Annotated in this window: 31 protein-coding genes and 2 pseudogenes; 26 read left to right on the top strand and 7 right to left on the bottom strand. The window is 52.2% G+C overall.

The features are described from left to right. Nucleotides 1–212 precede the first annotated feature (212 nt). Nucleotides 213–554 (top strand): GNAT family N-acetyltransferase, encoded by a 342-nt coding sequence (locus OCY70_RS18805; protein WP_249725672.1) that lies wholly within the window; start codon nucleotides 213–215, stop codon nucleotides 552–554. Between the two features lie 40 nt (nucleotides 555–594). Then, nucleotides 595–960 (top strand): hypothetical protein, encoded by a 366-nt coding sequence (locus tag OCY70_RS18800; protein WP_213431333.1) that lies wholly within the window; start codon nucleotides 595–597, stop codon nucleotides 958–960. 320 nt (nucleotides 961–1,280) lie between these two features. On the opposite strand, the gene OCY70_RS18795 is transcribed toward OCY70_RS18800, so the two are convergent. Further along, a complete protein-coding gene (locus OCY70_RS18795) occupies nucleotides 1,281–1,853 on the bottom strand; it encodes a MarR family transcriptional regulator (protein WP_213431332.1) in 573 nt (190 codons plus the stop codon). 145 nt (nucleotides 1,854–1,998) lie between these two features. On the opposite strand from OCY70_RS18795, the gene OCY70_RS18790 reads away from it, so the two are divergent. Continuing rightward, nucleotides 1,999–3,000, top strand: coding sequence for a quinone oxidoreductase family protein (locus OCY70_RS18790; protein ID WP_213431331.1), 1,002 nt, complete (start codon nucleotides 1,999–2,001; stop codon nucleotides 2,998–3,000). A 269-nt stretch (nucleotides 3,001–3,269) separates the two neighbouring features. Beyond that, nucleotides 3,270–3,485, top strand: coding sequence for a sulfurtransferase TusA family protein (locus tag OCY70_RS18785; RefSeq protein WP_213431330.1), 216 nt, complete (start codon nucleotides 3,270–3,272; stop codon nucleotides 3,483–3,485). A gap of 113 nt (nucleotides 3,486–3,598) precedes the next feature. Here the strand turns inward: OCY70_RS18785 and OCY70_RS18780 are convergent. Both OCY70_RS18780 and OCY70_RS18775 read right to left on the bottom strand, forming a co-directional pair. Continuing rightward, nucleotides 3,599–3,787, bottom strand: a pseudogene (locus tag OCY70_RS18780) (hypothetical protein); the annotation flags it as partial. Between the two features lie 392 nt (nucleotides 3,788–4,179). After that, on the bottom strand, nucleotides 4,180–5,538 hold the full coding sequence (locus OCY70_RS18775; RefSeq protein ID WP_261945018.1) for an IS1182 family transposase: 1,359 nt from the start codon (nucleotides 5,536–5,538) through the stop codon (nucleotides 4,180–4,182). A 281-nt stretch (nucleotides 5,539–5,819) separates the two neighbouring features. Between OCY70_RS18775 and OCY70_RS18770 the strand changes: the two genes are divergently transcribed. Beyond that, nucleotides 5,820–6,173, top strand: a complete 354-nt coding sequence (locus tag OCY70_RS18770; protein WP_213431262.1) for a MerR family DNA-binding protein — start codon at nucleotides 5,820–5,822, stop codon at nucleotides 6,171–6,173. Nucleotides 6,174–6,708: 535 nt separating this feature from the next. Continuing rightward, nucleotides 6,709–7,266: an SMR family transporter gene (locus tag OCY70_RS18765; RefSeq protein WP_213431263.1), complete on the top strand. Its 558-nt coding sequence runs from the start codon at nucleotides 6,709–6,711 to the stop codon at nucleotides 7,264–7,266. Nucleotides 7,267–7,337: 71 nt separating this feature from the next. Here OCY70_RS18765 and OCY70_RS18760 read toward each other — a convergent pair whose 3' ends face one another. After that, complete coding sequence (locus OCY70_RS18760) at nucleotides 7,338–8,177, bottom strand: rRNA adenine N(6)-methyltransferase family protein (protein ID WP_213431264.1); 840 nt, start codon at nucleotides 8,175–8,177, stop codon at nucleotides 7,338–7,340. Between the two features lie 969 nt (nucleotides 8,178–9,146). Between OCY70_RS18760 and OCY70_RS18755 the strand changes: the two genes are divergently transcribed. The 3 genes from OCY70_RS18755 (at nucleotide 9,147) to OCY70_RS18745 (ending at nucleotide 12,184) form a co-directional block, all read left to right on the top strand. Then, complete coding sequence (locus OCY70_RS18755) at nucleotides 9,147–9,674, top strand: GNAT family N-acetyltransferase (RefSeq protein WP_213431265.1); 528 nt, start codon at nucleotides 9,147–9,149, stop codon at nucleotides 9,672–9,674. Nucleotides 9,675–9,987: 313 nt separating this feature from the next. After that, complete coding sequence (locus OCY70_RS18750) at nucleotides 9,988–10,638, top strand: Type 1 glutamine amidotransferase-like domain-containing protein (protein ID WP_261945092.1); 651 nt, start codon at nucleotides 9,988–9,990, stop codon at nucleotides 10,636–10,638. Between the two features lie 340 nt (nucleotides 10,639–10,978). Next, the gene (locus OCY70_RS18745) at nucleotides 10,979–12,184 is read left to right on the top strand and encodes an IS4 family transposase (protein WP_261944490.1); all 1,206 of its coding nucleotides are present in this window, start codon (nucleotides 10,979–10,981) and stop codon (nucleotides 12,182–12,184) included. A 403-nt stretch (nucleotides 12,185–12,587) separates the two neighbouring features. Here the strand turns inward: OCY70_RS18745 and OCY70_RS18740 are convergent, their stop codons facing one another. Both OCY70_RS18740 and OCY70_RS18735 read right to left on the bottom strand, forming a co-directional pair. Continuing rightward, complete coding sequence (locus OCY70_RS18740; RefSeq protein ID WP_213428145.1) at nucleotides 12,588–12,905, bottom strand: AzlD domain-containing protein; 318 nt, start codon at nucleotides 12,903–12,905, stop codon at nucleotides 12,588–12,590. Next, the gene (locus tag OCY70_RS18735; RefSeq protein WP_249725050.1) at nucleotides 12,902–13,555 is read right to left on the bottom strand and encodes an AzlC family ABC transporter permease; all 654 of its coding nucleotides are present in this window, start codon (nucleotides 13,553–13,555) and stop codon (nucleotides 12,902–12,904) included. Before OCY70_RS18735 ends, OCY70_RS18740 begins: the two co-directional genes overlap by 4 nt. A 208-nt stretch (nucleotides 13,556–13,763) precedes the next feature. On the opposite strand from OCY70_RS18735, the gene OCY70_RS18730 reads away from it, so the two are divergent. The 3 genes and pseudogenes from OCY70_RS18730 to OCY70_RS18720 all read left to right on the top strand — a co-directional run. After that, a complete protein-coding gene (locus OCY70_RS18730) occupies nucleotides 13,764–14,342 on the top strand; it encodes a helix-turn-helix domain-containing protein (RefSeq protein WP_213428143.1) in 579 nt (192 codons plus the stop codon). Between the two features lie 88 nt (nucleotides 14,343–14,430). Beyond that, complete coding sequence (locus OCY70_RS18725) at nucleotides 14,431–14,562, top strand: hypothetical protein (protein WP_261945091.1); 132 nt, start codon at nucleotides 14,431–14,433, stop codon at nucleotides 14,560–14,562. 238 nt (nucleotides 14,563–14,800) lie between these two features. Then, nucleotides 14,801–15,187: pseudogene (locus tag OCY70_RS18720) on the top strand (class I SAM-dependent methyltransferase); the annotation flags it as partial. Nucleotides 15,188–15,232: 45 nt separating this feature from the next. On the opposite strand, the gene OCY70_RS18715 reads toward OCY70_RS18720, so the two are convergent. Next, nucleotides 15,233–15,463, bottom strand: a complete 231-nt coding sequence (locus OCY70_RS18715; RefSeq protein ID WP_168180337.1) for a hypothetical protein — start codon at nucleotides 15,461–15,463, stop codon at nucleotides 15,233–15,235. 261 nt (nucleotides 15,464–15,724) lie between these two features. Here OCY70_RS18715 and OCY70_RS18710 point away from each other — a divergent pair, with 261 nt between their 5' ends. The 14 genes from OCY70_RS18710 (at nucleotide 15,725) to OCY70_RS18645 (ending at nucleotide 26,423) form a co-directional block, all read left to right on the top strand. Beyond that, on the top strand, nucleotides 15,725–16,675 hold the full coding sequence (locus tag OCY70_RS18710; protein WP_261945089.1) for a GNAT family N-acetyltransferase: 951 nt from the start codon (nucleotides 15,725–15,727) through the stop codon (nucleotides 16,673–16,675). Beyond that, nucleotides 16,672–17,160: a GNAT family N-acetyltransferase gene (locus OCY70_RS18705; protein ID WP_213428140.1), complete on the top strand. Its 489-nt coding sequence runs from the start codon at nucleotides 16,672–16,674 to the stop codon at nucleotides 17,158–17,160. Before OCY70_RS18710 ends, OCY70_RS18705 begins: the two co-directional genes overlap by 4 nt. Nucleotides 17,161–17,336: 176 nt before the next feature. Then, nucleotides 17,337–17,573, top strand: coding sequence for a hypothetical protein (locus tag OCY70_RS18700; RefSeq protein WP_261948781.1), 237 nt, complete (start codon nucleotides 17,337–17,339; stop codon nucleotides 17,571–17,573). Nucleotides 17,574–17,735: 162 nt separating this feature from the next. Continuing rightward, the gene (locus OCY70_RS18695) at nucleotides 17,736–18,320 is read left to right on the top strand and encodes an RNA polymerase sigma factor (protein ID WP_213428138.1); all 585 of its coding nucleotides are present in this window, start codon (nucleotides 17,736–17,738) and stop codon (nucleotides 18,318–18,320) included. Further along, the gene (locus tag OCY70_RS18690; RefSeq protein WP_213428137.1) at nucleotides 18,278–19,327 is read left to right on the top strand and encodes a hypothetical protein; all 1,050 of its coding nucleotides are present in this window, start codon (nucleotides 18,278–18,280) and stop codon (nucleotides 19,325–19,327) included. The genes OCY70_RS18695 and OCY70_RS18690 overlap by 43 nt, the downstream gene beginning before the upstream one ends. A gap of 390 nt (nucleotides 19,328–19,717) precedes the next feature. Then, nucleotides 19,718–20,518: a hypothetical protein gene (locus tag OCY70_RS18685; protein WP_213428136.1), complete on the top strand. Its 801-nt coding sequence runs from the start codon at nucleotides 19,718–19,720 to the stop codon at nucleotides 20,516–20,518. Nucleotides 20,519–20,605: 87 nt separating this feature from the next. Further along, a complete protein-coding gene (locus OCY70_RS18680) occupies nucleotides 20,606–20,947 on the top strand; it encodes a hypothetical protein (RefSeq protein ID WP_213428135.1) in 342 nt (113 codons plus the stop codon). Then, nucleotides 20,931–21,431, top strand: coding sequence for a hypothetical protein (locus OCY70_RS18675; protein WP_213428134.1), 501 nt, complete (start codon nucleotides 20,931–20,933; stop codon nucleotides 21,429–21,431). Before OCY70_RS18680 ends, OCY70_RS18675 begins: the two co-directional genes overlap by 17 nt. Next, nucleotides 21,413–21,796, top strand: coding sequence for a hypothetical protein (locus tag OCY70_RS18670; protein ID WP_213428133.1), 384 nt, complete (start codon nucleotides 21,413–21,415; stop codon nucleotides 21,794–21,796). The genes OCY70_RS18675 and OCY70_RS18670 overlap by 19 nt, the downstream gene beginning before the upstream one ends. A 201-nt stretch (nucleotides 21,797–21,997) precedes the next feature. Next, entirely contained in the window at nucleotides 21,998–23,290 is a 1,293-nt protein-coding gene (gene murC, locus OCY70_RS18665) for a UDP-N-acetylmuramate--L-alanine ligase (protein ID WP_213428132.1), read from the top strand. A gap of 111 nt (nucleotides 23,291–23,401) precedes the next feature. Continuing rightward, the gene (locus tag OCY70_RS18660) at nucleotides 23,402–23,698 is read left to right on the top strand and encodes an immunity 22 family protein (protein ID WP_261945088.1); all 297 of its coding nucleotides are present in this window, start codon (nucleotides 23,402–23,404) and stop codon (nucleotides 23,696–23,698) included. A gap of 267 nt (nucleotides 23,699–23,965) precedes the next feature. Continuing rightward, nucleotides 23,966–24,643 (top strand): arylamine N-acetyltransferase, encoded by a 678-nt coding sequence (locus tag OCY70_RS18655; RefSeq protein ID WP_213428130.1) that lies wholly within the window; start codon nucleotides 23,966–23,968, stop codon nucleotides 24,641–24,643. Between the two features lie 116 nt (nucleotides 24,644–24,759). Beyond that, nucleotides 24,760–25,176, top strand: coding sequence for a DUF5316 family protein (locus OCY70_RS18650; protein WP_213428129.1), 417 nt, complete (start codon nucleotides 24,760–24,762; stop codon nucleotides 25,174–25,176). A gap of 320 nt (nucleotides 25,177–25,496) precedes the next feature. Beyond that, the gene (locus tag OCY70_RS18645; protein ID WP_213428149.1) at nucleotides 25,497–26,423 is read left to right on the top strand and encodes a metal ABC transporter solute-binding protein, Zn/Mn family; all 927 of its coding nucleotides are present in this window, start codon (nucleotides 25,497–25,499) and stop codon (nucleotides 26,421–26,423) included. Nucleotide 26,424 lies beyond the last annotated feature (1 nt).

The following is a 26,424-nucleotide window of genomic DNA, read 5'->3' as shown; positions in this document are numbered from 1 at the left end:
GCAGAATTAACTTTGATCGCGGAACAAGACTTGGACTTTCTGTGCCGCATGGAATGTGATCGGATTTATGGCATTTTGAAGAATCGGTTCCCAGCATGGAAGAGGCAAGGGAGACTTTTCTGGAGAAAATCGCCGCAAGCGAAGACGAGGAAGGGGAAAGCTATGATTTCGTCGTCAGGCTGGCTTCGGATTAGGCAGCCGGCCCAATCGGGATGGCTCAGATATGGAGCTATGTCGATTGGCGTAAAAGCTGGGAAATCGGGTTTGCGATATTGCCGGAATACGGGGGATGCGGATACGGACGCGAAGCGGCGGAGCTGCTGCTGGCGTTGGTGTTCTACAAGCTGGGCGCCCATAAGGTCGTCGGCATGTGCAGGGCTCATAATCATCGTTCGTCAGCGCTGATGGAGCATATCGGGATGAGAAGGGAAGGCGTGTTCAAGGAAGAGCTGTACTGGAATGAGCGTTGGACGGATCAGTTCTTCTATTCGATCCTGGATTCGGAGTACGCCGCACAAAGCTCGTTAGAGTGCACGAGGAGTAAGAAAAAATAGAGGGACTTGCTCAAACTTTTCGAGAGAAAGGACTAATGCGATGTATCGTTCATTTTTTGTAAGCCAGCATGATCAAGATTATCATCCAGAGGTTGCTTGCGGGGTTGCGAGCCTATTGATGCTGCTGCGTTATCATCAACTCGGGGATGAGCTGAAGTTTGTTGAATTGGCGCAAGAGCTGAGATTGACCGAGCCTCCGGCCATAAAGGGCTATCTAGCAAACGATCCTCCGATAGGCGTATTCCCGGAAGACGTATACCGATTTTTATTTGAACGGAAGATTTTGTTCCGGGTGTCTTTTTTCAAGCATGAATGGGAAGTCTGCCTGCTGGGCGGGCCAATCATGGTGCTGATGAGAGACGATGGGGACGAGTTTGGACCGACGGGCACTGGGTTGTCGTCGTAGATAAGGAGGGCAGACATTCACTTATTTGGATCCTTGGTATAAAGAAGACAGTGGAGAATATGTGAGGCAGATCGAGGAATCGGCATTTTTCGATTGCTTCACGGGCTGCGCATGTCAAATTATTCAGAAGGGCCGCGGCTTCACGAAGTTCATCCCGGTAGGTGAAGAAGACGGTAAGCTATGATCATTCGTACGGAGACAAGAGCGGATCAGGTTAAAGTGTATGACGTGCATCGTCAGGCTTTTGGCGGGAGGGAAGAGGAGTCAGTCGAAGCTGGTGGAGCGAATCCGCGCGAAGCGGGGCATCCGGAGCCGTTGGGTCAGCGGCTCTCCGGCTGCTCCGCGGGTGTATCGGGACTGGACTCCGGATGAACCCATGATGCTTTCGACGCATCTTGTAGGACACGGACGAGCAAGCGTAATTCATCAGTTTCGTACTTTTGCAGGAACCGGACGACACCAATTTCCAACTGCCGATGCAGTGCTTGATGAAGCTGATAAAGCTCGCTCCCCAGCGGTGTCGTGCGGAACAGAATTTCTTTTTTATTGTCGGGGAGGAACTCCTTTTGAATCAGATTTTTGGCCGCCAGTCTTCGCGTAATTTTCGATACGGTGCCTTTGAAAATTCCGAACTGCTTGGAAATGGTAATGCCATTGACCGGCCCCAGCTGCCCGATGGCATCAAGAACATGCAGCTCCATAATCGTCATATCGCGCAGATGCTCGGCAACGGCCGGATTCGAACAATTGCGCAGCATCCATTCTCTCTCCTCATCCTCCTCTGCTTCCGCCCTCTTCTGCATAGCGGCGATGAGGCGCAAAATCTCTTCAATCAATGGCTTGTCTTCCTGATAAGCGTCGGACTGAGCGTGATTATCGGCTGTATCTGTCATGGAATGATCACCTTCACCCTTGATTTCTCATTTTAGTATAGCAAGAAATTTGCGAATGACAATGTTTCCAAGAAACAATATTGACAGCACTCCTCGGCTGCAGTAATATAGTTTCCAGGAAACAAAAAAGAGAGGAGATTGCACCATGAACATGAAGGCGATACGAATCCATGCCTACGGGGGGCCCGAAGAGATGAAGCTGGAGGAGCTGCCGATGCCGGCGCCGGGCCCGGGTCAGGCGCTTGTGCGCGTGCTGGCCGCGAGCGTGAACTTCCTCGATGTACAACACCGCCGCGGCGAGCTTGTTGCGCAAGCTTTTTATAAGAAGGAGGGAGCCGTGTCTGCCGATCTGCCGGCCACGATTGGAAGCCAGTGCGTAGGGATAGTAGAAGCGCTCGGTCCCGGCGAGGGGCATGTGAAGTTGGGCGACCGGGTTATCTGCGGCGGTGGGAGCGGAACGTATGCCACGCATGTGCTCGCGCCAGCGCGCCGGCTTATCCCTGTACCTGACGGGATTGGCACCGAGCAGGCTGCGGCGGGTCTGACGCAGGGCTTTCTGGCCTATGCGCTTACCCATGCCGCCTATCCGGTCAAGCCGGGAGATTGGTGCCTTATCCATGCCGCCGCCGGAGGAATCGGGCTCCTGCTGTGCCAGATGGCGAAGCTTCGCGGTGGGAAAGTCATCGGCGTAACCTCGACGGAGGCGAAGGCGGCTGCCGTCAAGGAAGCGGGCGCCGATGAGGTCATTGTGTCGGCACAGGCGGATATAGCTATGGAAGCACGGCGCATAACCGGTGGGCGCGGGGTAAACGTCGTGTACGATGGCGTTGGGAAGGACACGTTCGAGGCCAGTCTGGACAGCCTTGCGCCTCGCGGTTATTTGGAAATTTTCGGGCAAGCGAGCGGGTATATTCCTCCCTTCGATCTGATGCGGCTGCAAGAAAAGGGCTCGTTGTATATTAATCGCTTCTCTGGCCTCTTTTATATGGAGGAATGGCCTCATTACATCCTGCAATTCCTGGAGTGGATGAAGGCGGGGCGTCTCTCCATCAAGATTGAGCGCATGTTCCCGCTGGCTGAAGCGGCCAAGGCGCATGCCGCATTTGAGCAGCGGCAAGTGACAGGCCGGCTGCTGCTGATTCCTTAAGCGCCGAAGCTTGGCGTGCTATGCATCACTTTGAACCGGACAAACGATGGACCATGCGTCGGAGCGTATTTGCGTGCCGATTCATCTGATAGAACGGGGAACGGCTTCCTGGGCCGGTTCCGCGGAAGAGCCTGCGGAGCCGAAAATGTAGTGCCATCGAGCCGCGGAGTATAGGGGAGGCCGACTGAAGCAGTTCTTGAGGTTCACCATCAGGCGGCGTATACTCGATATCGAGCATAGAGTACATGAGTTGGACGGAGGCGGTATCTATGATAGAGATCGATTGCTTGGGTGAAGTCTGTCCGGTGCCCGTGATGATGCTGAAGAAGCATCAGGAAGCGATCCGCGGCGGAGAGAAGGTGCTGCTCGTCACTGATCATAGCTGCGCCAAAGTATCGATAGACGATTACTGCCGCAGCAATAACTTGACATGCTCGGTTCACGAAGTCATCAATGGCGTGTGGGAGATTACGATACAGGCGTAAGAGAAGTCTGAATTGAATGTAGGCGTAGGCTAAGCGTTAAATTGGGGGGGCCCGAGTCATTTTCAATGACTTTTGGGACACCTCCCTATACGTTTTTTATCCATATTTACAAGTTAGGAGAGGTGCGACCGGTCTTCCAGAGCCAGGTCTCCATTTTTACAGATTGCCGGGTTCAAGCGATATGAGCCTCCATCCGCTGCAACCGCTTGTGGAGCCGGAACCAGATGAGCAGCCTCTTCGAGAACATCTTCGAAGACTTGGCTGTCATGAACATTTCCAAGTGTTACTTTAACCCCGAGTACAAACCCGTTCCGACAGAGGCAGAAGCTGCGTTAATCCCGCCGCTCTAGTCATCCCGCTCCACTAAAGCTGCAGTATCTCCCGCCACTCTAGTCATCTGAGCCGCCAAACTGCAAGAATGCAGCAATTTCATTGACACGAGGTTGCGAAAATAAGATTGCTGCAAAACTACAGCAATTAGCCTACGACAAGGCATAAATAGCGTTCAAAATGGCGAAATAATGTAATTCTGCAGGATTTTCTCGGAATTTACCCTCTTGAGGTTAAAAATGCTGCGCCTGTCAGGCTGTTGGAAAACCCCTGTTTTTTACGAAGTAATATCAATGTAATATCATTTTGCTGGGAAAAAGTGGTGTTTGGTGAGAGAGAATGGAGGGGGGATGGGGTCTTTGCTTTACCCCACCCTTCTGGCGAGATGTGTGGCTATCTTTTTTATGTTCTGTGCAGTGGCTGTCATCAGCACTTGCTCCTGCACCTTGTCTCTTCCCCGAAACCGGCAATAGCGAAGTCCATGGAGCACTTTGGCATCCGCGAAACTTCGCTCAATGGTTTGGGCGCGTAGGGCATAAACGGCTTTTCCGCTCTCACTCTGGAAGTTTTGAACTACTTTCTCTTTGTGTTCTTCCCAGATATGCCGTTGTATGGTGCGTTGTTTATTTTTGTTCTCGTTACACTTGCTCAATAATGGACAGGCAGCGCATTGTTTGGGATCGGATTTATAATCTCTGAATCCTTTTCGTGTTGTGGTGCGGTACGTGAGTTTTTGCTGGTTTGGACAGATAAAAACATTCTTTTCTGCATCATAATGAAATTTCTCTTTGGGAAATACACCGTGTTCACGGGTCGAACGCTCTGGAATAACTGCCGTGATGTTTAATTTGTTCGTACGGTAACAAACATAGGCCGTCATGTAACCAGAGTCGAGTGCAACGGCCTCCAGCGACTTTTCCCAGCCAAACTTCTCTATTTGATGTAGTAGACGATCCACATAAACAACCGAATCATTCACATTTCCAGGCGTAACGTAGCAGTCCGTAATCACGTTGTATTTATGATCTACGGTGCGGTGATCTAAATAATGAAACCCTTCCGGTTTTCCATCCCGATTCAGGTTTCCGCTATCCGGATCTGTTAAGCTAACTTTTTGTTCCTTGGTTTCGGCCTCCTCTTTGGGAGGCAGTGGCTTTTTTCCAAAAGCGACCCGATCCTCATTCACGGCTTGCTCCAGCTCTTGGAGATATTCATAAGGCGTACAAGTGACTTCTCGTTTCTCGTACCGTCCGTTATTGGCATTTGCCTTGATATGCGTGGAGTCGGTAAAGAGCAGCCGCCCTCCCACCATGTTGTGCTGAATCGCCTGCTGAACGATATTATCGAAGATATCTTGGAAGACGGTAGTATCCTTAAACCGATTTTTCCGGTTCCAGCTAAAGATCGAATGGTCAGGCGCTTTGCCGGAAAGCCCGAGCCGTAAGAACCACCGAAAAGCCAGGGAATCGTTGACGACTCGCTCCAGTTCTCGCTCTGAGCGAATGTTATACAAGTAGCCGATCAGCAGCATTTTAAAGAACACAATGGGATCCACAGATGGTCGGCCGTTCGACTCGCTGTAGTAAGGACGCACAAGGTCCAAAATAAAGGTAAAATCAATATGTTTATCGATATGACGAAGCAAGTGATCAGGGGCAACCATATGCTCAAGACAAACCAGTTCATAGTCCAGTTGTGGGTTGGGATCATTCGTGTAAAGCATACAAACACCGCGCTTTCCATGGATTATGATAAGAACATTATACCAAATTAACGCGGTGAATGGGTAATTAACATAGACTTTCTCAACACTCTGGCCTGTGCAGCAATTTCATACGGGGACTAGCTTGCTTCATGCGCGGACCAGCTTGCCCTAACCTAACCTGTCTTGCCTCCCCCGGCCCCTGCTTTTTATTTCTCTTGTGAACTCTTGACCTTCACGTATACGTTATCCTTTACAATGAACGGAGGAGGGGATGAAGGTGTAATGATGACGCCGCGTTAATGAAACTGCAGAAGATTATATTGTTGAAATCGCTCGGCTTCACGCTGGAGCAGATTAAGCAGGTGTTCCGGGATACAGGGCAAGCGGACAAAGAAAATGAAGGCTGGATCCAGGCGCTGGAAGAGCAAATCGAGTGGATACAGCGGGAGAAGGAGCTGCTGGCGTGGAAGGAATATTTGTTGCAAACGACGATTCACGCGATTCGCATCAGCGGCAAGATTGAACCTTCCGAAATCGTCACCCTGCTGCAGGCACTTGCAAGCGAGAGAACTGGAGGACGGCCGCATTCCTCCTGTTTTCTCTGGTCAGGAATATACCGGGGAGGAACTGGCGATTCTGTCCCAGCTGCCTGATCTGGGAAGCGCCGATCCGCGCGCGGAACAATATATTCAGTTTATGAGCACTATCCGGGAACAGATGGATGCCCCGCCGGATTCGCCGCAGGCGCAGCGCCTTGCCAAGCAGCTTTATGAGATGGCATTGAGCTTGTTCCAGGGGGAATGCCGCGCTGCTGGATAAATATTGGAGCCGGCTCGTTCCCGAAGAGGGACAAATGCCGGCGGTATACGGTCATGATCGGGAGCTGATGGCTTATGTGGATGCGATGATCGACTGCTACCTCCAGACTTCAGGTGTGGAAGAGCCATGAAGAGAAGCTTGGCCATTCATATTGCATGGTTCGCGGCTGCTCATGCCGCAGCCTAGGTTATCATACATTCGGATATGGCCTCACCGCTATGGCTGCTGATTCTTATCATCGATTCCTGTTATTCCTTCTCAGGCTCGAAGTCGAACGAACATGCGTCTATGGTTCCGGCGCAGCGTTCCGCCGGCCCGGCCGCCGATTGAACCGATCGAACCGCAAGCGGGCCCTGTCGGCAGGAAGCCATGCTGGGCGGCCCGCTCCTGGTCATTTTTTATTTCAGCTTCTATTGTCTGGCCAAGGCAGCCAAGTCACTCCCGGTCAGCACGGTTGCCGCTGCGTTCGCCGGCATCGGGGCAGGGGGCACGGTCACGATGGATATGCTCTTGTTCGACACCGGGGTGAACTGGGTTCGGCTCGGTCTCGTGGCTCTGCTCATCTGCTTCATACTCCTGTTGAGCTCGGAAGCGAGCCTAAGGCTAAGGCGGGAGGATAAGCGGATGGAATGGCTGTATGTAATTATCGCGGGTTGCTTTGAAGTTATCGGCTTTCTCTTCGTGAAGCGGATGTCGATACGGGACACGTGGACGAACAATTTGTTGTTGGGGGCATTTGGCGTAAGTCTCTTCCTGTTAACCTCTGCGCTAGAGCCGATCCCGTTGGGAGTCGCCTATTCGGTATGGACCGGGATAGGTACGATCGGCACGGCGTTGGCCGGCATGTTCTTTTTCAAGGAACGTGCGATTCCGCTGCGCCTCGTATGCATCGCCGGCACCGTCATCGGCTTGCGGTTAACGGTATAAGCGAAGGTCAAGCGGCAGCCTGGAATGATTTCGTTCCAGGCTGCCGTTCCTTGATTTATTCGTTCCGTGAGCTATTTTTTACGCTGCCGCCGGGGCCAGCGGTACGCTTCGACCCGTTCCAGCATCGTCTGGAACACGATGCCCCATTGGCGCTCATTCAGCGCGCAGGCCGGGATATCGCGGCTTACGCCAAGGCGTCTGACGAGATGCTTCATCTGCGGCGGCGTGAATATTCCTTGCAATGCCGCGCTCAACGGAAGAGCGGGGCGCTTCAGTGCGTACTCGGCCAATGCCCCGAACGTATGGCTGTGCTTGGGCGCAACAAGCGCTTTCCGCCGAATAAGGACCATCGCGGTATCGACGCTCGGGGGAGGGGCGAAGTGATGCCTCGGGATCACCTTAACCAGTTCAATGTCGAACCCCATTCGCCATACCAAGAGGCGAGGGCGCCGAATGAGCCGGGCGGTCAAGCCTTTGGCTGCGCCGTAATCCAGAATGAGCGCCGCTCTCTGGAAGGATCCCGCGGGCGCATCCATCAGCATTTTGAGAATCGGCGTCGTGATGGAAAACGGGATGTTGGCTACAACGCAAAAGGGCTGCTTCGGCAGGTACGCCTTCCGGATATCCCTCTCCACGATCGTAATATTGTCATGCCCCCTTGACTTGCGCCGCAGCATGTCCGCAAATTCGGCGTCATTCTCAATGGCGATCACGCTGCCGGCCTTCTCGGCCAGGGCAAAGGTGAACGCCCCGGTTCCGGCTCCGAGATCGAGAACGGTATCCGCCGGGCGAATGTTGGCCTTATCCATCATCTCGCGAACGATGCGCTCGTTCAGGAGCAGGTGCTTCCCGTAGTAATTGGCATCGGGTCCTGTGCCCCGTCTGCCGGCATGGCGCTTGTTTCTTGTCATCGCTGTCCCTCCGTTACCCGCAACTAATCAATCGATCGGCTGCTGCCGTATGCGTGCAATCGGAGAGGACTCGGCTTGGGATGGGCAAGGGGACAAGACGCCTTGCCGACAAATGGGCATGCCGCAGGAACGCTTGATCCGGGATAAATCCATCCGGATAAGCGGATCGGAACGCTTCACAACGTGGAAGCGTTCCGCGAAAAATGGGCAGACCAGTCCTGAGTCCTCTGCACGCCGGCAGAGCCTTTGGCAAAAATCCGTATGTGCGCAAAGGTTGAACTCAGTTGGACTGATCTACCACACGTAATCCTCCTTCCCTCAAAATGGCGGGCCATGGCATGGCTCGCTGAACGCAAAAAAACACAGGCGGGACATCTGCCTGTGTTGCGATTCGGAGGAGGACAAGGGAACGAACCGTAAGGAAGCGGTGCCTCCTTGCCGGTTGGTGCGCAGTCTACTTATCCGGATGGGCATGGATCGACGATGCTAACCGCAGCGAGCTTATGGCTCACCTGTCCGATCAACGCTCCTGTTCATCCTCTATAAGATTACGATTTGGGTTACCTTGAAAAAGGGCAGACCAATCCCGAGTCCTCCGCCGCAGGCAGAGTCTTTGCATATCCAATCAGATGCAAACTCGGTTGTTATCTACCACACGTAACCCTCCATTCTTGAAATTACTTCCAACTTAACATATAAATTTGGTTTTGGCAATTCTTTTTGGCGCTGTTCTCTCGGCAGGGGGCCGTGGTAAGATGAAGAAGTCCGTTCCAATATAAGCCAATCATGCCGGAATCGATAGGAGCGAGCGGATGCTCGTTCTGATTATCATAAGCGGCGTCATGGATTGCGTCACTGCCGCTATTATCGCTATTATTTCGAGAAGGAGTTGGTTTGCATTCTGCAGTGAACAAGAGAAAGGTTCATGTTCATGAAGAGAAGAGAGATGAACAAGGGAGGATGCAAATCATGATCAGCATCAGAGAAATGCAGCTTGAGGAGTACCGCAAAATTAAAGAGATTGACCGTTCGGAACAGATTAACTTGATTTATGTCAATCAGGGAGATTCGATCGTGGAGCAACCGGCGGGGCATGAATGCCCGACATGGAATCCGGCTGAATTGAAGGAGCTGGAGGAGAGATTCCAGTATGAGGTGAAGCATGGAGGTTTGGCGATTGGCGCTTTTGACGGGGACAAGCTGGCCGGATTCGGCGTATTGGCCCATCAGTTCAGGGGTCCCGACAATGATCGGCTTCAGGTCGATCTGATGTATGTATCCAGGCCATACCGCCGGCAAGGCATCGGGACCCGGATTATTCAGCTGCTATCAGAGGAGGCGAAGAGCCGCGGAGCGGAATATTTATACATTTCCTCGACGGAGACCGAGTCTGCCGTCCAGTTCTATCAATCCTGCGGCAGCAAGCTGACCCAGGAGAAGGATCCCGAGCTGTTCGAGAAAGAGCCTCATGATATTCATATGATTATTGCGCTGTAACCCTACTTGTTGGAGACGAGGTAAGGCGGATGAAGGCGGAGCCGATCGCGGCACGGAACGGGCGCTGCTTGCGATCTTCGCGGCCGTCGGCTTCCCGCTGACGATGGTGCATTATGCGCTGTCAACGTCCGCCGATCTGCCCCGTGGACCGATAAAGATGTTGAACGAGAGCCTTCTAATAGGCTCTTTTTTCTGATATGGTAAAGAAAGACAATGGTTGCAAACGAGGGGAAGGAGGGAATATGGGCGGGACAGGGAGCGGAAGGAACCATAATATTGTAATTATTTCGGGTACAGGAAAGGAGTAAATGGGATGAAGGATCGTCATCTGTTTCTATTTGGCGGAGTACCGCCATTCGGGGAAGTGCTGGGGAGAAAGTTCGCGGCAATCGCTTCGGCCAGGACCGGCAAGACAGCGATATTATTCATCGAGAGAGACGGATGGCGAGAATACATGCCGACCTGCACAGGAGTACTGGAGCGGAACGGGGTGACCGAATTTATGTATTTGGCGTTAACTACCCAACCTTCGCGCACCGCGATTGAGCAGTTGCTCTGCTGCAACGGAATTGTCATCTGCGGCGGAGATACCGAGCGGTATAGGAGTCATATCGTCGATACGGTACTGGGGAGCGTTATCCAGGACATGTACGGCAAGGGTGTCCCGGTGGCCGGCTTCTCCGCCGGCGCCTTGATCAGCCCGGCCGATTGCGTCATCCCGGCGATAGATAATGCCAGCAATACGAATCTGTTCCTCCAAGGATTGGGCTTGCTTCGCGACGCCGTTGTAAGCGTTCACTTCACGCAATGGAATGAGGAGGAGAACTTGAAGGCGGCGATTGCGCGGACCGGGGTATCCATTGGGTACGGGCTGGATGACGGCACGGGCGTTCATTTCCTGAACGAAGAGCCTGTGCATACGGAAGGCGAGGGGCTGTACCGCTTCGCCAGACAAGATCTGTAGCCGCAGGACAGCGAAGAGGGGGTGTCTCACAGGCACTGCAAAATGATGGAGATGACGAGGTAACAGAGAATGTGGATGCGGGAAAAACGGCGGCGCAAACTGGTGGAAGATGGATGAAGCAGTGAAATGCTGCGTGGATGCATCAATTTCTGCTCTTTAAGCCGCTATTTGATGAAATTCCTCACTAGCCTTGCACCAAACCTGACATGAAAAATATATTTCTCATTAATTACTTTTTCTTCAATTTATTGATCGATTATATCTGGTAACTCATAAAAAAATCTCCTAATGTTGAAGGATAGGCATGTTACCCATTCCCTCACCAAAAGGAGAAAAGACCATGGGTAATATACCAGATCAGACCGTCATTTGTAAATGCCTAAATTTGATTCAGCTCTCGGACGACGAATTCCCAATCTTCAATTATCGACGAAAGTTTACACTCGTGAGAGCGATCAAACTACTCATTGATGCTCAATTGAATAAACGCACGGACCTCGAAGATATCTGCAACGCGTTGCGTGCGAACGAACAGCTGCAGCAGGCGATCCACTTGAAATCCATTAGCGCTTCCCAACTCGTACGTACACTCAGAGCGTTGCCTTTACCGGTGTTGCAGCAGCTATGGATTCAAGTGACACAACGTTTGCAACAACTTTATCCGAAGCAGGGTATCCCCGGCATCGGGAAACTGAGCATTGTCGATTCAACGGTACTTACACTCCCTGATGTCGCTGGAAAATGGGCCTACTGCTCCAAACACAGCAACGGGGTAAAGATCCACACCAAACTTGCTGTTTGCGACCCGGATACCGTCTATCCCGAAAACATTGTTTGTTCCACACGAGGCGTTGCTGACAGCGAAGTGGCTTTGGATCTGGTGATCGATAAAGATGCCATTCATGTTTTGGATCGCGGGTACATCACATATGGTCACTATAAGCAGTGGCTGGATGATAATCTACGCTTCGTGGCACGCATTAAGAAAAGCAACAAGACGGCGATCATCTGCGAGCACGAGATCGATGAAACGACGCCTGTGGTGCGTGATGCTGACGTGATCGTGAGCTACAAGGATGAAGAAGGCCATGTGATAGAAGCCCAGCTCCGGTTAGTGGAGTATACCGATGAGAAGAACCGCCAGTACCGTGTGCTTACGAATGTCTGGGATAAGTCCGCAGCCCAAATCTGCGAGATTTATCGGCGCCGCTGGATGATTGAATTATTCTTTAAATGGATGAAGCAACATATGAGCTTAGTCCATTTGTACAGTTTCCATCCAGAGGCAGTATGGAACCAGATTTTTTTAGCCTTCATCGCATATGGTTTAGTCATGTTGGTCCGGAAGGAGGCTGACACCACTCAAACGCTATGGTCATTTCTAAAGCTGCTTCGGGTCTATATGAATAAAACGTGGGATCAATTTTTGATGGCACTGCACCGCAAACCAACCAAGCACTCGAAGGGCAGGCGGAAGAAACGAAAGGGTGGTCGACCACGAAAACACCCAAAGCAATGTAAGACCGTTAAAGTGGTGATTAAATAGGTAATAATGGCATATTAACATTTGATGGTAACATGTTCCTATGGTTTAGTAGGAGATCGACTTTTGGCTTTGCTAGGAAAAAAGAAACTGTAAATATATATAAATAATGATTATTAGTTCCGTATCTGGAGTTTAAAGTCTTCTTCATGTCAGGTTCTATGCAACGCTAGTGGAAATTCCTGCAAAATTACATGATGTTCATCGATTTTTGTCTTTTATCGATTGGATAGTCAGAAATTGATGCCGTTTTGCAGGATTCCATGTAACGGAGTACACGTCATAAAGGAAAGCTGCCGTTTTGCAGTTTTTCGGCGAGTCGAGCTTTGAGAAGCAGGGGGGCTGTCTCACTGTAGTGAAATACTACTTTTGGGACACCCCCTTCAATCGGAACACGGCCGCTGAACTAAATCAGACGCAGCAGCGCAATGACGAGCACGCCGGCGACCATCGCCCAGAGCGGGCTTTTGCTAATCCAGGCGGTCAGGCCGGTCACGACGACCGCTATATAATACATCCATTCGATCCGGCCATCGATGGTTGGATGGTAGAAAATGGCTGGGGCGACCAGCGCGGCGAAGACGCCGAGCGGCACATAACGGAAGCCGCGCTCGATTCCGGGCGACATCTTGATGTACCGGGCGAGCGCCATGCTCGGGTAACGGGTCAGGTAGGTCGCCGCCGCGGCAACGCAGATGACGATAAGGATCGGCAGCGAGATCATTTGGCATACACTCCTACGGCAAATGCGGCCGCCGCTCCGGCGAATACCGCTCCGGACGTGCCGAACCAAGGATAGGCAAGCACGGAGGCCGAAATCGCGAGTCCGGCCGCCGCGGCGTGGCTGCGTCGCTTCAGCATGACGACGAGCAGGCCGAGGAAGGCCGCCGTGAAGGCGAAGTCCAGGCCGTACCGGGCAGGATCCTGGATGAATTCGCCAATCTGGTAGCCGACAGCCGAGCTCAGAAGCCATGACAGGAAGACGATGCAGCCAGCGCCTGCGACGTAGCCGACGCTGAGCTTGCCGTGCTGCGCCTCCATCATGGACACGCTGTAGCTCTCGTCCGTAATAATGTGGCACAGCCAGAGCGGCTGTCCCCGGCGGCATGATTCAAGCTCGCGGCCGACGGACAAGGTATAGATGATATAACGGGCATTGATAAGAAAAGTGCTGAGCGCGATCGTCCACAGGGCCGCATCCTGCTGGATTAAGGACAGGATCGTGAATTGCCCCGCGCCAGACAAGACAAAAAAGGACATCGCCATCGTCTCCAACCATGTGAAATGGTTGGCGTTGTTGGCCAGCGCGCCGAACGCGAGACCGTACGTGAACACGCTCACCGCAAGCGGAAATACATCGAAAACGGCTTTCATAAACCCTTTTCGTATCGGTATATCCTTTGCTATTCTGGATGATACATAGCCCGCCATTCCGGTATGCTCCTCTAATATGTTATCGTAATTCCCGAGATATAATATAACATACCGACCGGCGGAATCAACTACTTTTCTGTCTGATTTTTTGTCATGTTACTGTGAAAGTGTTTGAATTTTGATCATCTCTGCACCTTGGGAGGAAGTTATGGAAAAAGATTTAATCTCAGACCGGATCGGCAAGCGCCTTCGTCACTACCGGCATCAGCTGATCCTGACGCTGGATGATCTGGCAGAGCTTACGGGGGTAAGCAAGCCGATGCTTGGCCAGATTGAGCGGGGCAACTCGAACCCGACGGTGGCTACGCTGTGGAAGATCGCTTCCGGCTTGCAGGTGCCGCTGACGGCGTTCATATTCGAGAATCCGTCCCTGAAGGTGCTGCGGGCGGAGGAGCAGCCCCAATTCAGAGAAGACAACAAGCGGTTCGAGGCGTACAACACGTATGCGGCGCCCGGGGTATCGCTGGAGACGTTCCGGGCCCGGCTGCATCCGGGCTGCTCGTATCAATCCGAGCCGCATGGTCTGGGGGTGATCGAATCGATCACCGTGTTCGAAGGCACGTTGACGATCGAGCTCGGGCCGGAGACGAGCACGTTAAGCAAGGGCGATGCCATCTCCTTCTCGGCGGAGACCGGACATATTTATAAAAACAACACCGATGAAATCTGCGAGATCGCCGTGTCGATTCTATACTCCAATGTCTCCAGTCCCAAGACGTCTATATAGGGCTGATTGCGCAGCGTTTCGCCTTATACACGCTGACGTATGCTCGTTCCGGCCGCCAGCAATTCATCAATAGCAAAGGAGTGTGTGCATGGGCGAACTGCAGGCCGTATTTATCGACAGGGACGGCACATTGGGAGGCACGGGACACTTTATTCATCCGAAAGACTTTACGCTGTACCCGCGCGCGATCGAAGCACCGGCTGAGGCGGGGGATCGCTGACCGAATTCAAGCACCGGTGGCCGGATGTCGAACCCGATTATATTGCCGTTGATATATGGGAGGCGGCAAATTATCTGATTGATCGATAGGCAGAGGATAACCAAGCTGCGTCTCCATTTATGCAGATATCCTATATGTTACCGTACCATTATCCGATAAGAAGGCCGAGGTGATTCCATTGTTCAATTCTGTCTCCGCAACCGCATAAAATCGAACGGAACAGGTTGGAGGATGTCGAATGGAGACGACACAAGGCAATCAAGCATCATGGAATGCCCATGCGTATCAAGCATGGCTCAACCGCTTCGGCAAGCCGGAAGAAGCGGCGGCCCGGATCAAAAAGGACCCGGCGAAACGAATCGGAGAATTATATAAATATGCAGGAGATATACGGCAGAAGAGGATTATCAATCTTCTTGGTTCAAACGGAAGCAAAGCGGCGGCCCTCGCCTTGCTGGGGGCGGAGGTCACGATCGCGGATTTCTTCGCGGATAACGAGCGCTATGCGAAAGAGCTGGCTGCGGAAGCGGACGTCCGCATTCCATACATCGTGGCCGACGTCCTGAAGCTGCCCGCATGCGAGTTAACGCAATCATACGATATTGTGCTGATGGAGCAGGGGATTCCCGGGGCAAGCAACCGGCCCGGCAGCATGCCGGGCCTTGTCGCTTTACAGCAATGCGATGGCAAGCAGGGTGAATAAGCTGAGCGTAATGATTTCGTTGTTGTAGTAGTAGGGGTAAAATGCGGAGGTCTTGACCTTGCCGCCTCTCGCTTCAGGCCGCAAATAGACATTCTCTCTATCCACATTGACTATCGTCCCCACATATTCTTTGCGGTCTATCGTCAAAATGCGGACTTTTTTATTCATGCAATATAAGCAATTATAATAAGCTTCCATTGGTGTTCCCCTCCTTTATCATTACACTATGATGCGTGTGACGGGGAGGCACGGCGAATAACACCCGGTTCATCGATATTGCCAAGGCATGATTGCGCTTGGGCACGGGATAGGAGACGAGGCAACCCGATCGACAAGATAGAAGCCGGCCTGAACTGAGGCGAGTTTTTTAATGACAATAATTATTGATTACATTAAATAAAAGCGAAGAATGACTCTGCTGCCGGATCAGCAGTTCATTCCTCGAGCAGGAGGTGCCCGATGAGAATCAGAACCGCTTTCGCAAATGATGCGGCAGCCATCGCCCGGGTCCATGTGGATAGCTGGCTGACTACCTACTCGGGCTTGGTGTCGGAAAAATATCTCCAATCCCTGAGCGTAGAGCGCCGCAAGCTGATGTGGGACAGCATACTGGAGCAATTGCCTCCCGATCAGACGCTTATCGTCGCCGAGACGGAGGAGCAGGGGATCGTTGGCTTCCTTCATGCCGGCAACAGCCGGGAGCCGGAGATGGGGTATGACTATGAAATCTACGCCGTCTATTTGTCGGCCGAAGTCCAGGGAAGAGGCTTGGGCAGGAAGCTGTTCGGCCGGATGGAGGCCGAGATGAGAGCAAGGGGGCGCACATCGCTGCATTTATGGGTGCTCGAAGGGAATCCGGCCATTGCCTTTTACGAGAAGATGGGCGCCAGGGCACGCCATACGAAGGAGATTCAGTTTGGAGACAACAGGCATACCGAGATTGGGATGGTATGGGATCAGATGGGCCAGATCGGCGATGAAGCCGTTACCGAAGCTTCCGCGGCTGAACCCGCCCGCGTGTTCCCGGACAAGCGCACGCTTGCTTCGTTCATGGCGGGCTTGAATCGGGATCCGAACCATCATGTCGGTTATTGCGGGCAGGATCCGGATGAGATCGAGCATACGCTGGAGCATGAATTCTCCGCTCTGGATGCATCATTCGCCGTGCAGGTGGAACGAGGCGAACTGGTTGGAGCGCTTGGATTCGATATCGATGATGGCGGCCGGTCAGCGGAGATATGGGGTCCGTTCCTGAGCTGCACGCAGAATGAATGGCAGCAGCGCGCGATGCAGCTATGGAACCGAATGAGGAATGAACTGGCGGCGCATCGGGTGGATACGTTTTACGGCTTTTATAATGAGATGAACGGAATGCCCAGCAATGGATTTTGCAGCTTGGGGCCGAGTTGAAGAGCACGGAGGTGGTGCTCGAGGCAGACCGTACGTTCCCGCTCGGCCATGCGAATCCCTCCGTACGGGAATTATCACCGTTCCGCCACGGACAATTCCTTCGCTTGCATGAGAGCGCATTTCCCGGAACGTACCGGAGCGGCCGGGGCATCTTGGAACGAATCGACACGAATGCTTGCGTTTTGATGTATGAAAACGAGGATGGGCTGCAAGGGTATATTTACGTGGAGCGGGAGCCTGAGTTCGGCGTAGGACAGATCGAGTTCATTGCCGTCGCTCCTTTGTCCCGAGGAAGAGGAATCGGGGCGGCGCTGCTCCAGCGGGGGTTAGGTTATTTGTTCGAAGACTCGCGGATCGAAAAGGTAACGCTGTGCCTTCGTGCGGACAACGAGCAGGCGCTGCGTTTGTATCGCAAAGCCGGCTTCCGTGAATTGCACCGGCTCCGTTTTTACAAGATTTCGGGTCAGCATTCAAAAGACGATTGAGGCGGGAGCGGCTGCAAGCCGCCAACGCGATTATGGCTACTGAAGCAAACGGGAGGAAGGAAGCATGACATTGCCTATTAGCGAAGTGCAGCTTGCGGACATGAGCGGCATTGAGGTGAAGTATTACATCGGAGCGGCGGCGAACCGTCCCTATGATAAGATCCTGCTTACTGCATATGCCGGCCAATACGGATTCGGCTATGCTGGACATCGTAATGGATATCGGAAGCGCCAAGTATGTGGAGGAGCCCTTTCCGCTGGCCGTCATTGTCGGACCGCATTGCGAGGAAGCGGTCAGAACCCTGCTGCTCGGCATTCACAGCACCGAATCCCTCGACAAGTTCAATTGGGTTCATCGGGACAGGGAGAGCGCCTGGCGCTACATCGAAGCGCGGATCGCGGCATACGCTTAGCGTTCATCGGGAGTGGCGCCAAGCTGGCGGTCCGGAGTTCCCGTCCGGGCTTTCTCCAGCGTTAATTTCTTACCGAACGAAGCCGGGAAAATAATTGGCCAGGATATGTCCCTTTTTCCTTCGCTCACGTGTTATACCAAGGTAGAGAGGAGGGTCTATTTTGTGGACGGCATCGAAGAGAAGGTCATTCAAGTTCAGGCCGGGGACGTGCGTGAGTATGCCTGCATAGTAGAGAGGTTCCAGCAGCCGCTCTACCTGTATTGCACCCGCTTGCTCGGGAACCGGCAGGAAGCGGAGGATGCGGTGCAGGAGGTGCTGGTCAAGGCCTATGAGAAAATCCATTTGTATCAGCAGAGGGTCAGCTTCTCTTCCTGGCTATATAAAATCGCCTATCATCATTGTCTAAATCTGCTGCGCCGCCGCCAGCTCCAGCGCAAGATCATGTGTCTCTTCCGTCAGGAGGGCTTCGCGCCAAGCGTGGAACAGACTATAACGGAAGAACTGTTTGACGAACCGCTGGCATCCGCCTGGCTGTCCTTGTCGGGGGAGGAGCGCAGTCTGGTCGTGCTGCGCGTATTCGAGGAGAAGTCGTTCGAAGAGATCGGAATCATCATGAATAAGAATATGGAAGCCGTAAAAAAACGATATGGCCGGGTCAGACAGAAATTAAAGAGCGTTATCGGTGAAAGCGAGGTGAGAGAGACATGCGTCAATTCCGGGGCGGCCATGAAGATGAGAAGAAGATAGCAAGTTGCGTCAAGCCGGATCCGGCCGCATCTTCCTTCGATGTGCGCGATCAGGTAATGGAACGAGTTTACCGGATACATAAGGAGCGCCATGCCAAGAGAAACGGAGGCCGCCGCATGACTCGCAGGTCGTTCCTTGGTATGGCGGGCATTATCGTGGCGTTGAGCTCTCTTACCGGATTCGCCGCATCCCGATATTTTCAGATTGCCAATGAAAAAGGAAAAGTAATGATTAAGACCATGTCATACGAAGCGGAGGAAAAGCGGAACCGAAAATATCAGCCCTACCAAAATAAACTGTCCCGGCAGCTGGAGAAGTACAAGCCGCAAATTCAAAAATTGGAGGAGCAGCTGCGTCCGGGGGAGATCATCGCGTATTATATTGATGATGACATTATCAATACACTGGACACGTTGGGCAAAGCCAAATTTACGTATAAGCCGCTGAAATATACAGATTACGGCCAATATATCTCGCGCGTAACCGAGGAGAAGAAAACGCGACCGGTTATTCCGGAGCGGCTGACGGATAGCCTTGTCTTTGAAGAAGGAATTCTGAACCCCGATTTCATGTTTGGCAAGGATGTTCACGAGAACTTCGCGGATCAGATGAAGTTGGCCGAGGAGTTCGAGCAGGAAGCCAAAAAAGCCAAAGGCGCTCAGAAAATTTTTACAAAGAAGATGCCTTGGGTCGTGGGGGAAGAGGGAACTCTCAGCGTGGTCTATGGCGACGGGAAAAGCTCGCTGCGACTTAACATCGGCAATTTATCGGGCAATGATACGGTTCGGACGTATATGACGGCCCAAACGAAAGCAGAGAAAATCAAGATGAACGGCCGCGAAGTAATCCTCCATGATGAATCCAAATCAGAAAAAAACAACCTAAAATATATGGCGGTCTGGTATGACGAAAAGAACAAGTACTACTATTCTCTTTTGGGAAAGAACGGAAACGGACTGTCCAAAAAAGATTTCCTGCAGGCGCTGGAAGCGCTCATAATGCCATAATTTGCTTCCGAACGGCCGGGAAACGCAGTTTGCTCATAGGAATATTTTTACGGCATTTATTCGCTCGAGAATAATTGCCGTATTTTTTTGAATGTCTTTCAAATCGAATACATCGCATAAATAATGCACGCCATACGCCTTGTGATTTCCAGGGCATTGGGTTGCTGTGTAAGCGATTATTTTCCCTGTGAGCTCTGCATTATTCGTTCCTAAAAATCTTCCGCCTATGACTATATTGCTATAACTCAATGAATTTAGCCATCGCTTCTGCTGAAATATCCCTTGTGTCACCACCGGGCTTTTTTCTTTTTTATGTCCCTTTTGGGGGCTCAGCTTGGTTATACTTAATGACCAAATAAGAAAGGGCAATGCCCGAAAGGAGAAGATCGAATGAAGACCAAGAAAAACATTGCTTTGGCGATCGCAAGTCTGATGCTGTTAAGCGTGTTCTCAACCGGAGCGGCTTACGCGGCCCCCGCGGCGGCCGAGACGAACAAGACAAAGAAAGCTTCCGCCGTGAAGAAAGCGAGATGGAAAACGCTTTCTGAAGCGCTCCAATGGATGTATAAGAACAAAAAGGACGAGGAATTGCTGGCGCTCTATGATCCTTCCGACGGACTGGTGATGTTTTATGAAGGCATGTTCAAGCTGAAAACGTACAAAGAATTTACGAAGAAGCAAGCTCAATACGAGGGCCCGGCTATCCCGGAACCAGGCGGTCTGCCGGACGGCTACCGGTTCAAGTTCGGGACGGTTCACTCTCAATACCCTCGATTTATTAGTAGCAAGGAATATAAACAGCTTCAGCAACAACTTAAAGCGGAGGCCGCAGAGAAGGGAGAACTCTATTACTTCAAGAAGTTGGAGTGGGATACGTCCAATCGCTCTGAATTGACCTACGAAAAGGATAAAAACTATCTAAAGATTATCGCGGAATATATTGAAGAGCTGCCCGAGGGGGTTACCCTATTGCCTGAAAAAGGAGTAAATCGGGAAAAGCTCGAAATCGGCGGAACCGAGGCGATATATGTGACATATGCGGATAAGAAAAAGGGAGCCGATCGTCTGGAGTGGAACAGCGGCGACGGTACGGTCAAGTTCCGGATCACTTCGTTCGGAAGCGGTTCCGTCAGCAAAGAAGAGATGAGTGCGGTCGCAGAAACCATCATTGCCGCAAAGGCGAAAAAATAGGCAGCTTCATCTATTCTAGAAAATAATGACTAGAAATGCAGAAACACAAATTGATTTCGAGTCTCCAAATAAAGAGGATGACGGTTGATGAGACGCGGGAAGCTGGCCATCGTGATGCTTGTTCTTATATCTCTGCTGGGCGGTTGCCTGGCGGAGAAGCCAGTACTCGAGGAGTTGGGCAAAGACGGCAGCGGAAAAATAAAAATAATGTACGACAGCGAAGAAGCCTTTTATAACGATTACGGGAATCAATTTCTTGTAAAGTATCCCAATATCAAGATCGAGGTCGTAAGTACCCGGGACATATACGAAGGGAAGGAGGCCAAAGGCATTTCCTATCAGGAAGCAGTGCTTCATTTTGTCAAGAAGCACATGCCGGATGCACGCTATCCGAAGCAAGGCGGCTTATACGATGCCGCTGGAGCCTGAAGGAGAAGGGCCCATTGCTTTGGAGCAGGGAGAATTGTTTTTTAGCGGGAAGGCCGCAATGGTTATGGCCTCCTCCTGGTTCCAGAACGAGTTCCGCTACATGTTCGCCAATGATAAGGAATCGTCGGCATTCGATTGGGGGATGGTCACCGTGCCCATCGATCCGTCTTTTCCCGATGAGACTCCGCATACAAGCATGCCTGACATTTTCGGAATCGCGGCAGATTCCCGAACAAGCGGGCGGCGTGGGAATTCATCAAGTACGTCAATGGCCCTGAAATGGCAAGGGCAGCTTCTCGCACAGCAGGCGAGGAGATGGTCGAGAACGGCAAGCCTGCTTGAGGAAGCGGCGGCCGCCATTCAGCGAGAGGGCGAAGCGGCCCTCAAGCAAGCCCGGAGGCCGACAAGGCGAAGCGGGAAGCCGAGAAGAAGTGAGCGGCTCTTGTCCGATGAAGGGACGAGAGCGTGCTTCCGGAAGATCTGACGGACAGTATTCATTTTGTGGAAGGACTTGTGCACACCCATCAAAATTTTCACGAAAAGCCCCCATACGCTTTTGCAAGAAGGACTGTAGGCGAAATCCCACGAAGAGATGCCCGAAGGTTTTATCACCCGACTGAAGGCAAAAGGATCAAGCGAGGAGAAAATCGAAATCGACGGAATCCAGGCGCTTTATGTGACTTATCTCGACCAAAAGAATGGGATGGATATCGCCTGGAGTGGCTAAGCGGCGACGGTAAAGTCGACTTTTGGATCGACGTAACCAAAGGCAGCGGCATCGGGAAGGAACAATTGATCAAGATCGCGAAATCAATTATTTCAGCATCCTCAAGCAACTCAGAGAAGTAAAAAAGAATGCGAATAGTCAACTATCGCGGGCACCGGCATCATGCCGGTGTTTTTTTGCCTATTGTTGGAAAATGAAGGGAATACATTGGAAACGGGAGCGCAATTACGTATAATGTCTGTATGCGCACACGTAGGCAAGCGCATATTTTATATAAATACATATACTGTACAACAGCGTGTAATCGTTATAGGGAGGTCACAATGGGCAGCTATCATTTTATTGGGATAAAAGGAAGCGGAATGAGTGCGTTAGCACAATTGCTGCATGATCTTGGACATCGGGTTCAAGGGGAAGATGTCGAGGAGGCGATCTTTACACAGACCCCTTTGGAGGCACGGAATATCCCAATATACGCTTTCGGTGAGGCGCCGCTCGCGAACGAAATGATCGTCATTGCATCGAATGTCTTCGATGATGCGCATTCGAGCTTGGAGCAATGCCGAAGACAGGGGTTGACCATCCAGCGGTACCACCATTTCTTGGCGGATTGGATGAAGGACTATACAAGCATCGCGATCACCGGATCGCATGGCAAGACAACGACGACGGGGATGCTGGTGCATGCGCTCGGCTCCTCCTGGCCGACCTGCAGCCTGATCGGGGACGGGACCGGGTCCGGTACGGCCGACGCCAGATTTTTCGTCTTCGAGAGCTGCGAATATAAGCGGCATTTTCTGGCCTATAAGCCGGATATTGCGATAATTACGAATATTGATTTTGATCATCCGGATTACTTCCGGGGGGTAGACGATGTGAGACATGCCTTCGAGCAGATGACCGCGACCGTCGGCAAGCAGATCGTCGCGTGCGGAGATGACGAGCAGGTGCGCCTGCTTCAGTCCGCGAAGCCCATCCTCTATTACGGGTTCGGAGTTCATAATGAATTAAGAGCTGATTCCATCTCCGTGCATGGCGAAGGCGTCAGCTTCGATGTTATCTGGCAGGGGGCCAAGCTGGATCGGTTCACGATTCCGGTCTATGGGCGCCATAACGTGCTGAATACGCTCGCCGTCATCGGCGTCGGGCTCGTGCTCGGGCTGGACATAACGGCGATTCGCCAGCGCGTCGCTTCCTTTGGCGGTGTGAAGCGTCGTTTCACGGAAACGGGATGGAAGAGCAATATCGTCATCGACGATTACGCCCACCACCCGTCCGAGATTCGGGCGACGCTGGATGCGGCGCGCAGCAAGTATCCGGATCGGCGCATCGTCAGCGTGTTCCAGCCGCATACCTTCACCCGCCTGGAACGGTTGATCGATGACTTCGCCGCATCGCTGATCGCCGCGGACGATGTCTTCCTCTGTCCGATTTTCGGCTCGGCGCGCGAGCGGGCAGGAAGCGTATCGATTGAAAATCTGCGCGATCGGATTCCGCATGCGCAGCTTCTGTCCGAGAGCTCCATCGGCCAACTGGGATCCTATGAGGATTCGGTGCTTGTCTTCATGGGGGCGGGCGATATCCAGAAGTACCAGAGACGGCTTGTGGAACTGTGATGAAGGCAGGGCGGATAGGGAACTCCGCCCTGATTCGGTAGGGGAAGAGGGGGAGAAGAAGCATGAACGAAGAGGAAGCTTGGGAGCAGCCCGGCATCGTGTCCCTCTGGTTTGGGGGGATGCGAATCGGAAGAAGAACTGGACCGTTACTTGACGTATACATACACGGAGGACGGAGACGGCATCGAGCCTCCGTTCGCCGCTGATTTTTGCATCTTTTATTTCGACGACGATTTCCGGGAAGCGTATCTCGCGGATAGGCCCGGCGTCGCGATGGCAGATCTGCTGGCAGGCTGTTCCTATGAGGAGGAAGTGATTCCGCGGTTCATGCAGCTTCACCCTGAACCGTTCCCGGAGGAGCGGAATCGGTTATTCTGCTGTATAATTTCGCGTATCACGGTCAAGTGAGACATGCCGCGAATGAACGGTTGTCCTTCGCTTATTTAGGCTCGGTCCGGTATGAATGACCTGCTCGTATCCAGGCTCTTTTATCCCTCGTACGGGATAGAAGAGTCTTTTTTTGCCAGGAGGGCGAAAATGGGATATTGTATAGGAGAAGTGACGAATGCGGATATAGCCTGTTCAGCGCAGATTTGGAGGGACGATCATTGTAAGGTCTGATCGACGATCATAGCCGTGTCGGATCGACGATCAAAAATGGAAGGGGGAGAGCTAATGGAAGCGGCAGCGCTCGTTGAGCGGTTTTTGGCTTATGTGGAGGTTCCGCGGGGCGAGGTGGATTTGGCTCTGCTGAACAAGCTGATCGAGCGGTTCCAGCGGAAGGTGCGATGGGAGAATTTGACCAAGATCATAGATTACGAGATTGGGGCATCGAGGAAGCAGTTCATTCCTCCTATCGATATCTATATCAATCGCATGGTGACACAGGGGTATGGCGGCACCTGCTGGACGATAGCCATCGGCTTCCGCTGGCTGCTGCGGCAGTTGGGCTACAGCGCGCATTATCTGTACATGGATCCGGGGCATCTCTGCTTGCGCGTGGATCTGGATCAGCCGTACTATGTTGATCTCGGCTATGGCGCACCTTTGTTTCAAGCCTATCCGCTGCATCAATCATTCGTTGCCGCGGACGATAGGGAGACGTTCACCTATACCGCGGCGGCGGACGGAATTACGATCGTTCGGCAGCCGGGCCCAACTAAAACATTGAATCCCGAGCCAGTTGAGCTTGAGGAAATGCTTCCGATCATCAACCGTTCGAATGATTGGAACACGTCGCCGATGCTGCGGGAGCTGCTCATATTCGGTTATCTCGGAGACATCCCGACATCATTAACGAACGGAACGCTGAAGCAGCATTTCCCGGGCCGCGAATCGATTTTCATGTCCTGACCTGGCTGCTATAAATATAGGTCGAACCGAATCCGCTCCGTTGCGTATGAACTAGAAACGATGAATCTAGCCGGGACAGATAGGCGGCAGCATCAAGGCAGAGGAGCGATGCGGAAATGAAATATTTCGGATTGTCATGTATCATCAGTCTGCTAGTTACGGCACTGGCGTATGCGAAGGGAGGCTGGGAGCTGGCAGCGGAAGCGAATGCGTGGCCAGGGGGAATTCTGCTGGTTCTGGCGGCAATTTTATCCGGAACGCTGGTAAGCGGGGACCGGTCGCGAGCCAACTTCCACTCCAGCCCAACAGAAGAACTGCGCGCCCGTACTCAATGGTCTTGGGATCGCGTTCGTAAGCTCGATTCCGTTTTTGGTGGTAACCATCGTATATTTCATAACAAAATAGGCATTTCGCTATTGTGGCCTTCATTTACGGGAATGAAGGCTTTTTGCCGTTGTGGGAGCGTGGATGAAGCAGAATCGATGCATACATCTGTCACGGAATATGGGGACGAATCGATGTGTAGGCAGTGAGAAAAATAATTATTTTTATCAAAATAAGTTGGACAAAGGAAAGTTATGAACTGCTGGTTACGCGGAAAAGTGCCTGTAAGATAAGGGTTCTTCGTGAAAATAAACATGGATGCCAGTAGAAGAAAGCAGAAAACAGCAGCAAAACTGGAAAATTGGGCTCTTGACAAATAAACCATGGGAAACTAATTTTATACTTAGCATTAAAGTTGCATCAGGGAAATATAATTGCTCTTATGCATATCATTGCACCAGTGCTGCATGAAATCATTGAGGAGGAATGGGAAGTGAAACAATTTGTTACCTACTCGCGAACGAGGCTAATGGGGGTCATGATCCTGGCGCTGGCGATGATGTTGTCGGCATGCTCTTCCGGATCGGATAAGCCGTCAGAAGCGGCAAAAGAAGGAAAAATCAACATCGTAACGACCATCGCACAGATTGCGGAGCCCGTCTCAGTTATCGGCGGGGATCGGGTGAACGTGCAAAGCCTGATGGGCCCAGGGGTTGATCCGCATTTGTATAATGCGACTCAGGGAGATATTCACAAGCTGGAGAGCGGCGATATCGTGCTGTACAGCGGGCTGAATCTGGAAGGAAATATGGGAGAGGTTTTCGAGCAAATCGGGAAAAAGAGGCCTGTACGGGCCGTGGCGGAAGCGATTCCAGCCGAACGCTTGTTGAAGGACGAAGCGGGGGCGATTGATCCGCATGTCTGGTTCGATATTGAGCTGTGGAAATTGGCGCTCGGGGCGGCGACGGAGGAACTGAAGAAATATTCGCCGGATAATGCCGATTATTTCGAAGCGAACAAGGCGAAGTATTTCGAGCAGCTGGATGCGCTTCAGGAGGAATCGAAGAGCAAGCTGGCGCTCATCCCGAAGGAGAAGCGCGTCCTCGTCACGGCGCATGACGCGTTCGGCTACTTCGGGCGCATGCATGACGTGGAAGTGGTCGGTCTTCAGGGCCTCAGCACGGAGGACGAGATCGGCATCTCCGATATCGACGATACGATTGCGATTTTGCTGCAATATCAGATTCCTGCCGTCTTCGTCGAGAGCAGCATCAACCAGAGCTCAATCAAAGCCGTGATCGAAGGAGCGGCTAGCCAGGGGCTCAAGGTCAAGCTCGGCGGCGAGCTGTTCTCGGACGCAATGGGCGATGCGGGCACGCCGGAAGGTACATATATCGGAATGTACCGCCACAATGTAGAGACGATCTATCATGCATTGACGGAGAGAGGTGAGTAAT

Source organism: Paenibacillus melissococcoides (assembly GCA_944800085.1).
Lineage (GTDB): Bacteria > Bacillota > Bacilli > Paenibacillales > Paenibacillaceae > Paenibacillus_B > Paenibacillus_B melissococcoides.
This window is presented reverse-complemented; position numbering and strand designations above follow the sequence as displayed.

Coding starts and splice junctions, on each gene's coding strand:
- OCY70_RS18650 (WP_213428129.1), top strand. CDS start 24,760: ATGAAATATTTCGGATTGTCATGTATCATCAGTCTGCTAGTTACGGCA.
- OCY70_RS18805 (WP_249725672.1), top strand. CDS start 213: ATGGCTCAGATATGGAGCTATGTCGATTGGCGTAAAAGCTGGGAAATC.
- OCY70_RS18680 (WP_213428135.1), top strand. CDS start 20,606: ATGAGACGCGGGAAGCTGGCCATCGTGATGCTTGTTCTTATATCTCTG.
- OCY70_RS18700 (WP_261948781.1), top strand. CDS start 17,337: ATGCCGGCCAATACGGATTCGGCTATGCTGGACATCGTAATGGATATC.
- OCY70_RS18655 (WP_213428130.1), top strand. CDS start 23,966: ATGGAAGCGGCAGCGCTCGTTGAGCGGTTTTTGGCTTATGTGGAGGTT.
- murC (WP_213428132.1), top strand. CDS start 21,998: ATGGGCAGCTATCATTTTATTGGGATAAAAGGAAGCGGAATGAGTGCG.
- OCY70_RS18675 (WP_213428134.1), top strand. CDS start 20,931: ATGCCGCTGGAGCCTGAAGGAGAAGGGCCCATTGCTTTGGAGCAGGGA.
- OCY70_RS18765 (WP_213431263.1), top strand. CDS start 6,709: ATGCTGGGCGGCCCGCTCCTGGTCATTTTTTATTTCAGCTTCTATTGT.
- OCY70_RS18755 (WP_213431265.1), top strand. CDS start 9,147: ATGATCAGCATCAGAGAAATGCAGCTTGAGGAGTACCGCAAAATTAAA.
- OCY70_RS18690 (WP_213428137.1), top strand. CDS start 18,278: ATGCGTCAATTCCGGGGCGGCCATGAAGATGAGAAGAAGATAGCAAGT.
- OCY70_RS18785 (WP_213431330.1), top strand. CDS start 3,270: ATGATAGAGATCGATTGCTTGGGTGAAGTCTGTCCGGTGCCCGTGATG.
- OCY70_RS18800 (WP_213431333.1), top strand. CDS start 595: ATGTATCGTTCATTTTTTGTAAGCCAGCATGATCAAGATTATCATCCA.
- OCY70_RS18685 (WP_213428136.1), top strand. CDS start 19,718: ATGAAGACCAAGAAAAACATTGCTTTGGCGATCGCAAGTCTGATGCTG.
- OCY70_RS18740 (WP_213428145.1), bottom strand. CDS start 12,905: ATGATCTCGCTGCCGATCCTTATCGTCATCTGCGTTGCCGCGGCGGCG.
- OCY70_RS18795 (WP_213431332.1), bottom strand. CDS start 1,853: ATGACAGATACAGCCGATAATCACGCTCAGTCCGACGCTTATCAGGAA.
- OCY70_RS18745 (WP_261944490.1), top strand. CDS start 10,979: ATGGGTAATATACCAGATCAGACCGTCATTTGTAAATGCCTAAATTTG.
- OCY70_RS18645 (WP_213428149.1), top strand. CDS start 25,497: ATGGGGGTCATGATCCTGGCGCTGGCGATGATGTTGTCGGCATGCTCT.
- OCY70_RS18710 (WP_261945089.1), top strand. CDS start 15,725: ATGAGAATCAGAACCGCTTTCGCAAATGATGCGGCAGCCATCGCCCGG.
- OCY70_RS18750 (WP_261945092.1), top strand. CDS start 9,988: ATGAAGGATCGTCATCTGTTTCTATTTGGCGGAGTACCGCCATTCGGG.
- OCY70_RS18730 (WP_213428143.1), top strand. CDS start 13,764: ATGGAAAAAGATTTAATCTCAGACCGGATCGGCAAGCGCCTTCGTCAC.
- OCY70_RS18735 (WP_249725050.1), bottom strand. CDS start 13,555: ATGAAAGCCGTTTTCGATGTATTTCCGCTTGCGGTGAGCGTGTTCACG.
- OCY70_RS18725 (WP_261945091.1), top strand. CDS start 14,431: ATGGGCGAACTGCAGGCCGTATTTATCGACAGGGACGGCACATTGGGA.
- OCY70_RS18760 (WP_213431264.1), bottom strand. CDS start 8,177: ATGACAAGAAACAAGCGCCATGCCGGCAGACGGGGCACAGGACCCGAT.
- OCY70_RS18770 (WP_213431262.1), top strand. CDS start 5,820: ATGAAACTGCAGAAGATTATATTGTTGAAATCGCTCGGCTTCACGCTG.
- OCY70_RS18790 (WP_213431331.1), top strand. CDS start 1,999: ATGAACATGAAGGCGATACGAATCCATGCCTACGGGGGGCCCGAAGAG.
- OCY70_RS18775 (WP_261945018.1), bottom strand. CDS start 5,538: ATGCTTTACACGAATGATCCCAACCCACAACTGGACTATGAACTGGTT.
- OCY70_RS18715 (WP_168180337.1), bottom strand. CDS start 15,463: ATGGAAGCTTATTATAATTGCTTATATTGCATGAATAAAAAAGTCCGC.